Raw genomic sequence first — 14,928 nt, 5'->3', positions numbered from 1 at the left:
ATGGCGCAATCTGCATGAATATATCGGCTCTATTGCTGTTTTTCTGGCGGATCACTTAACTTAGTTCGATTTTTGATCACAAGGTCAGAGAGAAAATCTGCCAGAACCCTAACGCGCCGCGACTGGGCCAGATCAGATTGGATGACCAGATAAATTGGTTGTTCGACACCAATATCGGGCACTAGACAAGTCAACCCTGCTTTTGATGCCAAATAGTGAGGTAGCACGGCCAGCCCAAGTCCAGCTTTTGCCGCAGCTACTTGGGTCGCCAGTGAGGATGTGGTGACAGCAGGCTGACGGCTTCTTAAGACACGCTCAACCCATTGCGCAGCTGGAAGGTGTGACTGTGCTTCGCACCAGGAGATAAACTCATCATTCTCAAAGCTTCCATAGTCTATTTGCTCTTTTCGCTTAAGAGCATATTCTGAGTTTGAGTAAAGGCCATAGCCGAGTGTTCCCAAGCGCCGGAGTATCAGATTCCCTCGCTCAGGCTTCACCATCCGAATAGCTAAATCAGCATCTCTGCGGTGCAAGTTAACTGAATTTATGTCGGTGACGACTTCCACCAAGAGGTCTGGGTAGTTGGCGCGAAATTTTGGCAATGCAGGTAAAATCATACCTGTCGCGAGGTTTGCGGCCGTGGCAAGACGTAGCTTACCAGAAACTCCGGTCGCGGCGCTCGCTCCTGCAGCTAAGGCCAGCGCTGCGGCTTCCATCACTTCCGCTTTTTCCAGTAGGTCTCGGCCATCCTCTGTCAACCGGTAGCCGGATTGATGCCTGACAAACAGAGGGATTTTAAGAACCTTTTCAAGCCTATCAACCCTCCTCGACAAAGTGGCGACACCAAGATTGAGAAGTTGAGCTGAAGCGCTGAGCGTCCCTGTTCTGGCGACAGCTAAGAAAGCCTTTATGTCATCCCACAGCAAGTCATGCGGCAGTTGCTTTCCAATTATGGAAAGCTGGTTTTCAATATTGTCCATTTTTTCCATTTTTGGAATATGCCAACTCTTAAGCGGCAAAACAAGGAACCTTCTGATGAAAAAACGGCAATTAGGATCCCAACTACAAGTCTCAGCACTCGGCCTTGGATGCATGGGGATGAGTAAGTTTTACGGTCCCCGTAACGACGAAACATCCTTACGCGTTTTAGCCCGCGCAGCTGAGCTGGGCATAAACTTTTTTGATACAGCCGACATGTATGGGCCACATCACAATGAAGAGCTGATCGGCCGGTTCCTGAAGGAAACAAGCGCCCCGATTAAGATCGCTACTAAGTTTGGTATTGTGCGAAAGCCAGGCGAATACAGGCGTTCAATTGATAACACTCCCGTTTATGCGCGGCATGCATGTGAAGCATCTCTTCGCCGTCTAAACATCGATTACATCGACCTTTACTACGTTCATCGTGTCAATTCTGAGCACCCAATCGAAGAGACAATCGGCGAACTTTCTCGTATGGTGGACGAGGGCAAGATTGGGAATATTGGACTTTGCGAAGTCAGTGCCACAACACTACGCCGCGCACATGCGGTTCATCCAATCTCGGCAGTTCAAACTGAATACTCATTGTGGTCTCGCCATGTAGAAGATCAAGTTCTTCCTACTTGCCGCGAACTGGGAATTGGCTTTGTCCCTTACTCACCGTTGGGCAGAGGTTTTCTAACTGGAAGCTTTAACTCGGATGCAAAGTTTGAAGATGGCGATTTTCGTCCAAACCTGCCACGGTTCACAAAAGACGCTATTTCTATCAATCGCCGTATCTCGGGTGTGATCATTGAATTTGCAGCTGACAAGAACTGTAGTCCCGCACAACTATCTCTTGCATGGCTACTTGCAAAAGGAACCGACATCGTTCCAATTCCTGGAACGAAAAGAATGACTTATCAGGAAGAAAACGCCGCAGCAACCCAAGTTGAGCTTTCTTCAGATGAAGTGAGTGAGCTGGAATCGGAGCTTACACAACTGCCTATTGCAGGCGAGCGATACACACCAGAAGGCATGAAAGGCGTTGATGCATAAATAACAATGCCAGCCCCTGATCATTGGGGCCGGCATTGGTTTCAGTGCTTAGGTTGGCTCAGGAACTGGCTGTTGACCTTGCCAAACCGGCTCTTCAAAATTTTGCTCCAACACCTGTTATGAGCTGTCGTCACTGCTACTGCTGTTTTTCTTCTTCATCGCTTTTTCAAGGGCGTCCACGGTCGTTCTAAGGACCTGTATACGGGCGTAGCGTTTGTCTTCTGAAGAAATCAACGTCCACGGTGCATATCGCGTCGATGTTCTGTCCACCATGTCACCCGCGGCAACGGCGTAATCTTTCCATTTCAGACGATTACGCCAGTCTTCCTCTGTGATCTTATAGTTCTTGTAGGCTGTCTCTTCACGGTCTTTAAACCGGCGCAACTGTTCCTCTTCAGAGATAGCAAGCCAGAACTTACATAGGACGAAACCAGAATCCGTCAGCTCTTTTTCGAAGGCATTTATTTCGTTGTAGGCACGCATCCAATCGGCCTCGGAGCAAAAGCCCTCAACTCGCTCAACAAGAACACGCTCATACCAGGAGCGGTCGAAGATTGCGCTGCGGCCCTTTTTTGGCAACCTGCGCCAAAACCGCCAGAGGTAAGGATGCAGCTTTTCTTCCAATGAAGGTGCTGCAATGGGATGTACCTTATAGTTTCTCGGATCCATCGAACGGGTGAGGCGTCGGATTGATCCGCCCTTGCCAGCAGCATCGTTGCCCTGAAAAACAGAAATAAACCCAAATTTTTTAAAGCGTTTACGATCTGTCAGATACGCAATTTTCTCTTGAAGCTCGTCAAGCTCTTCTTTGTAGTCCTCTTTGGAGATTGTTGCGGACAGGTCTATCGCATCAACAGCATTGGCCTGAGACAAGGTCGTGACCACTGCAGGAGCAGCAACCGGCGTGCTGTTCGCGCTTTCCAGCTTTTTAGTCATGGATTGGGCGACAGTTTCAGCAAGGGCAAGGTCACGAACGTCTGGATCCTGGGAGGGAATCACAAACCATGGCGCATACCCTGTGCTGGTTTGTAGCGAGGCTTTCTCACCTGCCGTCTGGGCAGCGCGGTAATGCTCTACACTTGCCCATTCCTCAAGGAAATGGCGTCCTTTTTTGCCTGCCACCTCGATATCATGAAGCCGCTCCTGCTGCTCTTCTCTTGGAAGAGTAAACCAAAACTTCAAAAGAAGGACATTTTCATTGGCAAGCATTTTTTCAAAACGGTTGATGGTCGATAGCTGACGTTCCAACTCAGAATCGTCGATCTTACCCATAACCGCATCGCGCAAGGGTTCCTGGTACCAGGAACCAAACACGATAGACGTTTCGCCTCTTGCAGGCAGGTCCCTCCAGTAGCGCCAGAACTTTGGGCGCGCTTGTTCAGACTCGCTGCGCTCTTCATGGTAGGCGTTACAAAACAGATACCGCGCGTCCATCCATTCATATAACCGCGAAATTGCGGCGCCTTTTCCTGCACCATCAACTCCGGCAAGCAAAATGATTGTTGCAAAAGCTTTGTTTTCTTTCAACTTATGCTGAACTTCCAACAATTCCTCACGCAGCTCTGGCAGGCGTTGCTGAAGCAGCTCTTTACTCACAGTTTGAGGAATGTTTGCAGATTGAAACATGCACTTGGCCTTCGCGTCTGGGCATAGCGTTGAATTCTCATTTAAGCTCGTTCAGCTTAGCGCAAGAATAACCATTCTGTATTATTGCTTAAAGAGCTAAACAATGTTTTTCGTCATCTGAATTAACGTATGGGTTGGATTAGTGGGACTATTATGCTTTTTGCAGATTTTAGGGCTTGTTATTTCCCTCCCGAAAGGCCAGATCCCTGCATAGAAATGTATCAGTGTGTAGGCCATATTTTGGTCACCTTAGCGCCATGTATACGTTTTAGAGGGTCATCCCAGCGATCTAAGTGATTTATGAAAGAGCTAGAGACTTTTCAGTGAACGTCGATTTCGTCACCACATTCCTCAACCATATAGTAGATTTTATTACGGCAAACCCAGCTTTCGCTGGCCTGATCTGTTTTGTTGTCGCTATGGGCGAAGCGCTGTTTCTGATAGGGCTTGTCTTTCCAAGTACGGTTGTTCTTGTTGGAGCAGGAACACTGATCGGCCTTGGGGAACTGCATTTCCTGAGTATTTTCTTATGGACGACAGCTGGCGCCGTGACTGGTGACGCGTTTTCCTACTGGTTTGGCTACTTTTACAAGGACAAAGTGCGGGGTATATGGCCGCTGAGCAGGTATCCAGACTGGTTACAGCGCGGCGAAGACTATTTTGCCAAGCACGGCGGTAAAAGCATTTTTATCGGCCGCTTTGTTCCGGGTGTGAAGTCTGTTGTACCCGGCATTGCCGGAATGGCGGATATGAGCTTTGGCCGCTTCACATTCTTCAACATTACCTCTGCGTTTGCCTGGTCAGCCCTGCATTTAATACCAGGTGTTATGGCTGGCTCTGCCTTGTTTGCTATTGGCGAAATAAACACACGTCTTGCAATCATCCTTGGCGCGCTTTTGTTAGTCCTTCTGATAGCCGTCGCGCTTATTCGCTGGCTGATTATGTTTATTTTGCCAATCGTTGGCGGCTCACATCAAGCAATTGTAAACTGGCTTGGCCGGCGACCTGGCCATTTCAGCCGTTGGATCGCAAGAACATACGACCCAGAGAACCCACGCAGCGTCGGTATGCTGGTGTCTGCATTCTTTTTGCTTGTGACCTTGCCCGGCTTTATCTGGTTCACAGGCGCAGTTGCTCCAGGCATGCCCATGGCACGCGCCGACCTTGCGATCAGCAATTTCTTCCAGATAGCACGCACGCCTATCATTGATAAAGTGATGGTCATGATCACCATGATGGGTGATGGGAGTGTGACTGCAACTGTCACCCTTGCGGTGGGCATTTATCTATTTGCACGCAAAGCCTGGCGCCGAGCAACTGGCTTTGCCATCGCAATGGTCAGCTCCTCAATTTTCGTGGTTATCACAAAGGCCCTGATCGGAAGAGAGCGCCCAATTGAACTCTATTCGGGTGCCGACTCTTTTTCGTTTCCATCCGGCCATGCAACGATCAACACGGTTTTGATTGGTGTTGTTGCCGTTCTGATCGCCCATGAAAGATCCCGCCTGACAAAGACAATCATTTATTCTCTGGCTGCGACCTTTGCGATTTTGATTGCCTTTTCTCGCGTTTACCTTGGCGCGCACTGGCTTTCTGACGTTCTTGCCGGCCTGCTGTTTGGCTCAGGTACGGTCTTCTTCTTCTCGTTTGTCTTCGGGCATATCCATAACGAGAAAGTGGGAAGAACAGCACTTACGATCATCTCAATCAGTGCGCTTGCTGTTGCCTCGCTCTGGCACATCAGCATGAACTACACAACTGCAAGTGAAGCCTACCAGCCTCGCAGCAAGTCTGTCGTTATCCAGAAAACCAACTGGCGCACGCAGGACTGGCGCTTGCTGCCAGCCAAGCGCATTTCCATCACTGGGGAACTTGAAGAGCCGATCAATCTGCAATGGTCCGGCACGCCGCAGGAGTTGGAACATTACCTTGTACAACTCGGCTGGCACAGAGCCCCAGAATGGTCTTTGCCGACAGCAACAGGTTACCTGAAGGGCGAAACCCCAGCGGGAGACTTACCACCAGTGCCACACACCAATGCTGGCTTCCTGCCTGCGCTGACGATGGTTTATGAAAGCGATCAGGACCACAGGCAAGTCTTCTGGCTCTGGAAAACCCGTTTCCAGCTCTCCGATGTTAACGGAACACTATCTGATTTGTATATTGGGGGAGCGCTGGATGAAGAAACCGTCCGGCTTTTCGGTGAGTTTTCTGGCCTCACGTCTGGGGAAGAGATCCCGATCGATCTAAGAATGTTCATGAAGCTACCAAACGCATCAGAAAAACTCAGATGGGATGGTAGCTCAGTGATTATTGCAGGACCGTGATCAACCTATCTCAGGCGTTTTCCTGAGGAGCACAGTAAAGGCCATAAAGGGTTTGCAATACTGCCTCGACCTCTCTACTTGCCAAGGAGTAGTAAATCGTTTGAGCGCTGCGGCGCGTGGCAACCAGATTGCTAGCGCGCATTTTTGCAAGATGTTGTGAAAGCGCTGATTGGCTTAAATTAACAACCTCGGCCAGTTCACCTACAGTACATTCGCCCTGGACAAGACGACAGAGCACCATCAAACGCTTCGGATGTGCCATATTTGAAAGAAGCCGCGCAGCTTCCTCAGCGTTTTCTTCCAAATCTTCAAAATTTGCGTCAATCAAAGCTTGAACCCTAATCTTTAATGTTAACAGCAGCACGGCATCTATAGGATGTAGGCCAAAATAGCGGCATCATTTTTCTTGACACTCATACATAACGAAGAACACGAAACATTCAAGTAGTTGAACTGATCTAACCAAGTTTCAATTTTTTTCTTCGCGAGACAGCTGGAATATTATGCTCTCTCGCGATAATTCTAGCATAACATGGCGGGTCTATGGTAATAGCTCCAACAAAACAAATTGCAGAGACTTCTTCCTGCAAAATTACCTAGACACGCAATGATATCAGCAGAGCCAATATCGGATATTCTGCTCATTTGAGAGATCACTGTTTGACCGACTTCGACAAACTTGGTGTTGCAAAACCATTTCAGATTGCGCTGAAAGCCAAAGGCTACAGCCAGCCAACACCTATTCAGGAAAATGCTATTCCATCTATTCTGGAAGGAAGGGACCTGCTTGGTCTTGCCCAGACTGGAACAGGTAAAACCGCAGCTTTCGCAGTGCCGCTTCTACAGCGCTTGCTTGAGAGCCGGTTTCGGGCGGCACCCAAAAGTGTGCGCAGCCTTATTCTGACGCCAACACGTGAACTGGCAGATCAGATTACCAAAAACATCAAGGCCTATGCTGGCCGTACAAAAATGTACAGCAGCTGTGTTGTTGGTGGCGTGCCATTTCCTCCGCAGTTTCGCGCTCTTCAGCGTGGGCTGGATGTGCTGGTAGCAACCCCGGGCCGCCTGCTAGATCTGCACCGCAAAAACGGTGTCAGTTTTGATGAACTTGAGATCTTCGTTCTTGATGAAGCTGACCAGATGCTGGACATGGGCTTTATTGCTGAACTGGAAGAGATTGCTTATCTGCTGCCTAAAGAACGCCAGACGCTGTTCTTTTCTGCCACGATGCCAAAAGAAATCCATGATCTGGCTGATCGCTTTCTAACAAATCCTGTTGAAGTGAGTACGGCACCACCGGCGACGACTGTTGAAAGCGTTATTCAGCAGATTGCCCACTTGGAAGCTGATGCCAAGTACGCTTTACTCAAGAGCTTGATTGAAAAAGACGACTGCGAACGCGCACTGGTGTTTACACTCACCAAAAAGGGTAGCGCTCGTCTGGCAGCACGGCTCAATCTTGAGGGTATACCTGCTGAGGCCATCCACGGTGACATGTCTCAGGCCGAACGCCAAAAGACGCTCGACAAGTTCAAACGCGGGAACCTGAAAACACTGGTTGCCACTGATGTGGCAGCCCGTGGAATTGATGTTTCAGACATTTCGCACGTCATCAACTATGACATGCCCAATGCTACTGAAAACTACGTTCACCGCATCGGACGTACTGCACGCGCTGGAAAAAGCGGTACTGCAATTACGTTTTGCTTGCCGGAAGATCGCGGCATGTTACGCGCTGTTCAAAAGCTGATTGGCAAGAAAATTGCCGAAATGGAAGGCTACACGTTCTTCCCATCCGACCGCGAACCCAAAAGCGCACGCGGAAGCGCACAATTAGCGGGCAAGAAACTAAAAGGTGGCGGAGCGCGCAAGGGTGCGGGAAGTGGGAAGGCCACTAAAAAGCCGAAGGGCAAACCTACTGCAAAATCTAGCCCGAAAGCACCACCACGCCGGGCGCCGAGCAAGCCATCTGATAATACATCCTCGCCAACTGGCGGCAGCGGTGTCTATCTAAAGCGCAAGTAGTCTTAAGCGCTTCAGGCACATGCTAGAGCATTTCGCTGCATCAGACACGTCACCAAGCGGGCTGGAGGTAAAACTCCAACTCGGTGCAGGCAGCGGAGTGCTGGTTGTTGTCTTCTCACAGGTGCGGATACCTTCTGGAAAGTTTGGTCTTGAGCGTTTATTTGCCAAGACGCAGCACTCGCTTGTGTTTTTGAATGACATTGGCTCTCAATGGTATCTCAATGCCGAGCACGAAATCGACGCTGCGATTGACGACGCGATTGCACGTGAAGAGCCGAAGCGAATTATATACTACGGCGCATCTATGGGGGCTTACGGCGCCCTAATCACCGGGCTTCGCCGCGGAGACGGCGAGATTTTCGCGTTTTCACCAGAGTTGGAGCTGGGCGCTGCGGGTACGCAAAGCGTTGCTTATGTGAAGCAACCTTATCCCGACACATCCGTACTACACGCACTGCTATCACAGGCACAAGAGTACCCCGTTCACCTGTTTTTTGGATTATTCGATTGGGTGGACACCAGCGGATATCTCAATATTCAGCGACTTCCATGGGATAAGAATAGGCATTGTTATGGACTTGCCGGCCCTCATGCTTTGCATGACCAGCTATACACACTCAACATTATTCGCCAGCTCATAAAGACGTTCAACCGCAATGTTCCTGAGCTTCTTTTAGCCCGGCAACTAATGATCGCGCCAAGTATGGACGAGTGTGAAGCGCTTGTAAGCTTGGGGCGTAGGCTTGCCCAAAATGAAGCGCCCGTTGTGCAAGAAACTATGGCATCGATCTTAGGCAACCCTGGCTACGGCAAACTGGAGGCGGAGCGATTGGCCATTCATGAGAAGCCATATGAGGGCGCTCAATTGCTTTTTAAGTGGCACCGAGCGATACAAAATGACGCCGTGATGATGACAACACCAAAACGTTGGCGCAAGGAATTCCTCATACGCGCTGCGGAGCTTTACGAGCACAGCTCAGACATCAAACGGGCGAAGGATGCGCTGCTTGAGTGCACAGGGCTCTTTCCAATAGACGCACGCATGACAGACCTTGCCATCCGGCTCAAAGTCGTGCTGCCCAAAATTTACTGAATGCTAAAACCAATATTGGATTGAATTTGTTCAACAGCTTGCTAATATATTAAGAACAAACTGGGAACGAAGCGATGGAATTTGTGAAGGGATCAAATCGAGTTCAGCTCGATAACCCACTCGTTGATGGTCGGCAGTCGGAACGCGCACTCAAAATTCAGCGCGGCGTTCAGCGGTACATGCGTGTGCTTGGTCTTTCAAGCCTGCCGGAAGTCACGCTAGCCTCTGGGCGGCGAGCGGATCTGGTGGTGATTGGCAAGAAATCAGAGATATGGATCATCGAAATCAAGTCTTCAATTGAAGATTTCAAAGCCGATCAGAAATGGCATGAATACCGCCAATATTGTGACCGTTTGTTTTTTGCGACCAGCGCAGACGTGCCGCAGGAGATTTTTCCTGAAGAGGCTGGTTTTCTCTTAGCTGACGATTATATGGCAGAGATTATTCGAGAAGCGCCCGAGCATAAGCTAGCTGCGGCAACACGAAAGGCAGTTATTTTGCGGTTTGCACAGGTCGCAGCCAACAAACTGCACGATCTGACTGACCTAAATCAACAAAATTTACGCAGGGGATAAGCTGGGGAGCAATGGGCGTAAATACTTATAATTAAACATAAATTCAGATCAACTCCTTTTATTTTTTTGGTTCGAGCTGTTATTCACCAGAAGGTCCATGTTTCCGTTTAGGTAAAGGCTCTCTAACATCAAAGTTCACTACTGCTTTCTACAAGGGCAGACAGTTCAAAGTATTTGAGGTGAATTTGCGTTTTCGTTTCAAAGGTACAACCTACCTTTCGGAAGCGAGGATACGTTCCTGGGGAGGTGCGCTATGGATTTTGATTATGTGATTGTGGGCGGTGGCTCGGCAGGTAGCGTGCTTGCGTCACGTCTTTCTGAAGACCCGTCAGTTTCTGTCTGCCTATTGGAAGCAGGTGGAGAGGGCAAATCTGTGATCGTGCGCGCTCCCATTGGCATTGCTGCCACAGTGTCAGGGCGACCGTTTCCAATCAACAACTGGTCTTTTGAAAGCGAACCGCAGAAAGAACTGAACGATAGAACAACGTACCAGCCACGTGGTAAGGCCCTTGGTGGTTCGAGCGTCATTAATGCCCAACTTTATATTCGCGGCCAAAAAGAAGACTACGACGGGTGGGTTGAACAGGGCGCAGATGGCTGGTCCTACGAGGACGTTCTCCCCTACTTCAAGAGATCCGAATGCTATGAGCATGGCGAAAGTGAAGAGCATGGCGGGACAGGACCACTTCATGTTTCAGACCAACGCACTCCATTCCCTATCTCTCATGCCTTTGTTGCTGCAGCTGAAGGCCAGCAGTTCAAACGCAACGATGATTTCAACAATGGCGACCAAGAGGGGGCGGGGCTTTATCAGGTTACCCAGTTCCATCAGGCGGACAAAAAAGGGGAGCGCTGCTCGGCTGCGGCGGCCTATTTGCATCCTGTTATGGAGCGTCCAAACCTAACAGTAATCACGCGTGCTCGTTCCACAAAAGTTGTTTTTGAAGGGAAAAAGGCCGTTGGCGTGGAGTATCGCCATAAACGCAAGCTTTCGACTGTTAAAGCCAAGCGAGAAGTGATCCTTTCGGCCGGGGCCTTCCAATCCCCACATCTTCTCATGCTATCTGGGGTTGGTCCCTCTGATGAGCTGGCAAAGCACAATATTCCGGTCGTACACGACCTTCCAGGCGTGGGCAAAAACCTTCAAGACCATCTGGATTATACGCTAAGCTACCGTTCAAAAGACCCAGGCATGCTGGGCTTATGCATTTCGGGTGCCATTCAGGTGGTTAAAGAAGCCTTCAGGTGGCGGAAAGATGGTACCGGGATGCTGGCTTCACCTGGCGCAGAAGGTGGCGCATTTTTGAAGAGTAGCCCCGATTTAGATCGTCCTGACATTCAACTGCACTTCGTGACTGCAATCATCGATCAGCATGGCCGCAGTTTTCATTACGGATATGGGTTCGGTTGTCACGTTTGTGCGTTACGCCCCAAATCAACAGGTGAAGTTGGCCTAAAATCGGCAAACCCACTCGATGCCCCAAGGATCGATCCAAAGTATCTCACAGATCCAGAAGATCTGGATGTTCTGGTCAAGGGTATTCGTCTCACCAGGGATATTCTGGAAGCGCCAGAATTATCCAAGTATCGGACAAAACCGCTTCATGAGCTTGGACAAGATGAACAAAGCATCAAAGATGCTGTGCGTGAACGAGCCGAAACGATTTATCATCCTGTCGGAACCTGCAAGATGGGCAAGGATGCGATGGCTGTTGTCGGGCCAGACCTAAAGGTTCATGGGCTTCACGGATTGCGCGTTGTTGATGCCTCTGTAATGCCCTCCCTAATCTCTGGCAATACCAATGCGCCAACAATGATGATTGCGGAGAAGGCCTCTGATTTGATCCTCGGCAAGCCGATACTGAGGGCGGAGAGCCAGAGCGAACAGGGTACGACTGCCTAACGAAAACAAAGACCGGTTTCTTAAACCGGCCTTTTCACTCGTAAAGGACCGCCAGTTTAAGAAAGCTCAGCAATCTTTGTGACCAGCTGCTTTGCGACATCTTCCTTAGCCATTTTTGGCCAATCTTCGACACCGTCACGGGTCACAAGGCGGACAGTGTTGTTATCACCGCCCATGACGTTATTTTCAGGGCTGACATCGTTAGCTACAATCATGTCAGCACCTTTGCGTTCCAGTTTCCCGCGCGCATTCTCAATTAAATCATTCGTTTCGGCAGCGAAACCAACTACCAATTTCGGACGATCCTCGTGTAGGTGTCCGACCGTTTTCAGGATATCTGGATTTTCAATAAGATTTAGGGCAGGTGGGAGCCCGCTGCCGTCCTTCTTAATTTTCTGATCACTATCATGGGCAACGCGCCAATCGGCAACAGCTGCTGCCATCACCGCAACGTCAGCAGGTAAAGCGCTTTTAACAGCCGCGAGCATGGCGCTTGCAGATTCCACGCGAATGGTTTCAACGCCTCGGGGGTCTCCCAAGCTGACCGGACCAGATACAAGGGTCACTTGCGCTCCAGCCGCAGCCGCGGCTTCAGCAATTGCATAACCTTGTTTGCCTGAGGATCTGTTGGCGATGTAGCGCACAGGGTCAATTGCCTCCAGCGTTGGCCCTGCTGTGATGACAACACGCTTTCCCTTTAAGGGTTGCTCTTTTGGAGAAAGCAGGGCTTCAATCTCAGCGACAATTTCCAGTGGCTCAGACATGCGCCCGTAGCCTGCCTCGCTTTTTTCTGCCATTTCGCCTGCATTCGGGCCAATGAAGTTGATACCATCAGCCTTCAGCTGCACGATATTGCGCTGCGTTGCCGGATGGCTCCACATCTTTGAGTTCATCGCAGGAGCAACCAGGACTCGTTTGTCATTTGCAAGCAACACACAAGAGGCCAAATCATCTGCCAGTCCATGTGCCATCTTTGCCATAATATTTGCAGTTGCCGGTGCGACAACAACAAGATCGGCTTCACGCGACAAGCGGATATGGCCTACGTCATGCTCTGCTTCTCGGTCAAACAGTTCGGTAAACACTGTATCACCCGTTAGCGCACCCACGGCCAGCGGCGTGATGAACTGTGACCCGCCATTGGTGAGAACTGCCCGAACCTTTGCACCTCGCTCCTGAAGCCGGCGGATCAAATCCAACGATTTGTAAGCCGCAATACCGCCAGTTATGATGAGAAGAATGCGCTTGTCTGAAAGCATTTTAAGACCACCTTTTGTGCAGGCTTTACTATCGCCAGGCCCGCCAACTCATATACTGGGGTATTTCTATCTGTTTTCCCGAGCAATTTCATTAGTTTCCTAAAGGCCGTTCGTCCCATTGAGCAAATTGCGGCTTCGCAGCAACCTTTTAGAGCCTGAATTTGTTGGGATGTGGCCAGATTTCTTGTTCAGGTTTGTCAAATTGCATCAGCTCAATCAGATTTCTCCCCTCCAATATGAATGCAACCAGAACATTTTCCGTTGGGCTTTGCGGAGGTAGAATGACGTTCTTACCCTTAAGAGCTTCATCCAGATCGTCAACCACATAGGCAACATGCGGGATTGATTTGATGATTTCAGGAAGTGAATTATCCTCGTCAAAGTTCATCCATTCAACGGCATAGGGGCCGTCAAAGTAACCGGTTGCGGTGAGCTTGAGCTTTTCGTTGTGGTCAGCTCTTGGCAATCGTTCGTTGGTTGGAATGCCAACGTGATGGAAACGTAGCTCCTGCATCGCAACTTGCCTCAGCTTTTGAAATGGCGCGTTCGCGGATAGAACTTAAATGCTCCACATAACTGCATGGCAAATATAACCAATTCAATTGGAGCCAATGCAGACGTAAAAAAGGCCTCGCTCTTACGAGGGAGGCCTTTTACGAAAATTTAGTGACCTAAAACTGGCCAGTGAAGCTGCGAGGTGCCGGTGCGATCGGCTCTGCATCACCCTTGCCCGAAATCGCATAAACGGCCAGACCACGGTTGTTTAGGCCATTTTGCTGAAAACGGAAAATACCGTCAATCCCAAGGAAGCCATCACGGTTGGTCAAAACACGGCTTGAGAAGCGATCTGGTCCCGTTGAACGCACCAGACCAGCAGCCAGAATTGTTGCATCATATGCAAGAGAAGCGTTTCGCGGCGGCTGTGAACCAAATGCCTCACGATAACGCGTTGCAAGGCGTTCGAAGCTTTGGTTATCTGGGCCCGGGAACCAGCTCCCAACCATAACCGGAGATTGGAGTATGTCGGGTGTGTTCCACTGCCCACTGCCAATCATTTTAACTTCGCCCAGGCTTGCGCCCATCTCGGTCATAACCTGCATCACAAATGGAGGAACGCCGCCTCCTTCTGGCACAAATAACGTGTCCACCTGAGAAATAGAGCGGCTTAAACTGGAAACACGAGCACGTATGTCTTCTGCATTACCTGGCGAGTAGCGCTCAATGGCGACAATGCGGCCACTTGTCTGCCCAACAGCCTGACGGAATGCGGCTTCTGCAACAGCACCGTATGCATTATTAGGTAGGAGCGCAGAATAGGAACGACGCTCCTGTTCTGCTGCATAGGACACGATGCGATTTACATCGGATACCGGCAGGTAGCTCAGTAAGTAAGTTCCCGACTTAGCAACGTTGGTATCTGATGAAAATGCAACAATTGGCACCCCTGAGCGGCGTGCAACTGTTGATGCCCCTTTTACGGCAGATGCGAACACTGGACCAATCAGGAGCTCAGCACCTTCACTGATTGCCTGCTGAGCTGCAAGGCTTGCCCCTTCCGCTGTCCCGCCCGTATCTTTTACGAGCAACTGAATGTCGGCCCCCTGAAAATCTTCAAGAGCGAGCTTTGCTGAGTTCTCAAAGAGGGTTGCAACAGAAGTGGCTGATTGCCCATCACCCGAATATGGCAACAGCAAACCAACACGTACGGAGCCGTTGCCAATGGTGCGTCCAGAAACTAAGCCCGGCTGCATATTAGGGTCTAAATTAGGTTGATAAGGCGTATTCACCGAAGAATAGTTCGGCGAATTAACGCAACCGGCTAACAGGACCGAGATACCGAGAGTAGCTCCTGTCACGAGTTTGCGGAAGCTCATTCCACGCACAGTGGCTGTTCCTAAGCTCATGGTTGCCCCATCTATTCCGAAGGCCGTTCGATCAATCCCTCGTTTTGTAAGGAATAAAATCCGGCAATTTACAATTAGTTTGGTTTATTTCTACAGATCCGCCGGATTTAATACAGTCTCAACCCTCGGAAATCCGAGTTTTTTCAGGATTCTGTCAAAAACTCCCCGTTGTAATTAGTCATTTTGCGGTTTGTTGG

12 protein-coding genes are annotated in these 14,928 nt (G+C 49.9%); 6 read left to right on the top strand and 6 right to left on the bottom strand.

Annotated elements, in window-relative coordinates:
* Positions 1-29: 29 nt before the first annotated feature.
* A complete protein-coding gene (locus BMZ51_RS06545; RefSeq protein ID WP_208979333.1) occupies positions 30-980 on the bottom strand; it encodes a LysR family transcriptional regulator in 951 nt (316 codons plus the stop codon).
* 55 nt (positions 981-1,035) lie between these two features.
* Here BMZ51_RS06545 and BMZ51_RS06540 point away from each other — a divergent pair, with 55 nt between their 5' ends.
* A complete protein-coding gene (locus BMZ51_RS06540) occupies positions 1,036-2,019 on the top strand; it encodes an aldo/keto reductase (RefSeq protein WP_068004970.1) in 984 nt (327 codons plus the stop codon).
* Between the two features lie 117 nt (positions 2,020-2,136).
* Here BMZ51_RS06540 and pap read toward each other — a convergent pair whose 3' ends face one another.
* A complete protein-coding gene (gene pap / locus BMZ51_RS06535) occupies positions 2,137-3,645 on the bottom strand; it encodes a polyphosphate:AMP phosphotransferase (RefSeq protein ID WP_068004968.1) in 1,509 nt (502 codons plus the stop codon).
* A gap of 323 nt (positions 3,646-3,968) precedes the next feature.
* Here pap and BMZ51_RS06530 point away from each other — a divergent pair, with 323 nt between their 5' ends.
* Complete coding sequence (locus tag BMZ51_RS06530) at positions 3,969-5,972, top strand: bifunctional DedA family/phosphatase PAP2 family protein (RefSeq protein ID WP_068004966.1); 2,004 nt, start codon at positions 3,969-3,971, stop codon at positions 5,970-5,972.
* A gap of 10 nt (positions 5,973-5,982) precedes the next feature.
* On the opposite strand, the gene BMZ51_RS06525 is transcribed toward BMZ51_RS06530, so the two are convergent.
* Complete coding sequence (locus BMZ51_RS06525; RefSeq protein ID WP_068004963.1) at positions 5,983-6,300, bottom strand: ArsR/SmtB family transcription factor; 318 nt, start codon at positions 6,298-6,300, stop codon at positions 5,983-5,985.
* A 332-nt stretch (positions 6,301-6,632) separates the two neighbouring features.
* On the opposite strand from BMZ51_RS06525, the gene BMZ51_RS06520 reads away from it, so the two are divergent.
* From BMZ51_RS06520 to BMZ51_RS06505, 4 genes are all read left to right on the top strand, one after another.
* Positions 6,633-7,997, top strand: a complete 1,365-nt coding sequence (locus BMZ51_RS06520; RefSeq protein ID WP_068004961.1) for a DEAD/DEAH box helicase — start codon at positions 6,633-6,635, stop codon at positions 7,995-7,997.
* Positions 7,998-8,016: 19 nt separating this feature from the next.
* Positions 8,017-9,090, top strand: a complete 1,074-nt coding sequence (locus BMZ51_RS06515; RefSeq protein ID WP_068004959.1) for a hypothetical protein — start codon at positions 8,017-8,019, stop codon at positions 9,088-9,090.
* Positions 9,091-9,164: 74 nt separating this feature from the next.
* Positions 9,165-9,665: an MmcB family DNA repair protein gene (locus BMZ51_RS06510; protein ID WP_068004957.1), complete on the top strand. Its 501-nt coding sequence runs from the start codon at positions 9,165-9,167 to the stop codon at positions 9,663-9,665.
* Between the two features lie 253 nt (positions 9,666-9,918).
* A complete protein-coding gene (locus BMZ51_RS06505) occupies positions 9,919-11,568 on the top strand; it encodes a GMC family oxidoreductase (protein ID WP_068004955.1) in 1,650 nt (549 codons plus the stop codon).
* Positions 11,569-11,624: 56 nt separating this feature from the next.
* Here the strand turns inward: BMZ51_RS06505 and coaBC are convergent, their stop codons facing one another.
* The 3 genes from coaBC to BMZ51_RS06490 all read right to left on the bottom strand — a co-directional run bounded on the left by coaBC (position 11,625) and on the right by BMZ51_RS06490 (position 14,731).
* The gene (gene coaBC, locus BMZ51_RS06500; protein ID WP_068004953.1) at positions 11,625-12,827 is read right to left on the bottom strand and encodes a bifunctional phosphopantothenoylcysteine decarboxylase/phosphopantothenate--cysteine ligase CoaBC; all 1,203 of its coding nucleotides are present in this window, start codon (positions 12,825-12,827) and stop codon (positions 11,625-11,627) included.
* 148 nt (positions 12,828-12,975) lie between these two features.
* Entirely contained in the window at positions 12,976-13,341 is a 366-nt protein-coding gene (locus BMZ51_RS06495) for a VOC family protein (protein ID WP_068004952.1), read from the bottom strand.
* A 157-nt stretch (positions 13,342-13,498) separates the two neighbouring features.
* Positions 13,499-14,731 carry a penicillin-binding protein activator gene (locus BMZ51_RS06490; protein ID WP_068004951.1) on the bottom strand — a complete coding sequence of 411 codons (1,233 nt, stop codon included), beginning with the start codon at positions 14,729-14,731 and terminating at the stop codon, positions 13,499-13,501.
* Between the last annotated feature and the right edge of the window lie 197 nt (positions 14,732-14,928).

The organism is Pseudovibrio axinellae (genome assembly GCF_900110875.1).
In the GTDB taxonomy this organism is placed as follows: domain Bacteria; phylum Pseudomonadota; class Alphaproteobacteria; order Rhizobiales; family Stappiaceae; genus Pseudovibrio; species Pseudovibrio axinellae.
This window is presented reverse-complemented; position numbering and strand designations above follow the sequence as displayed.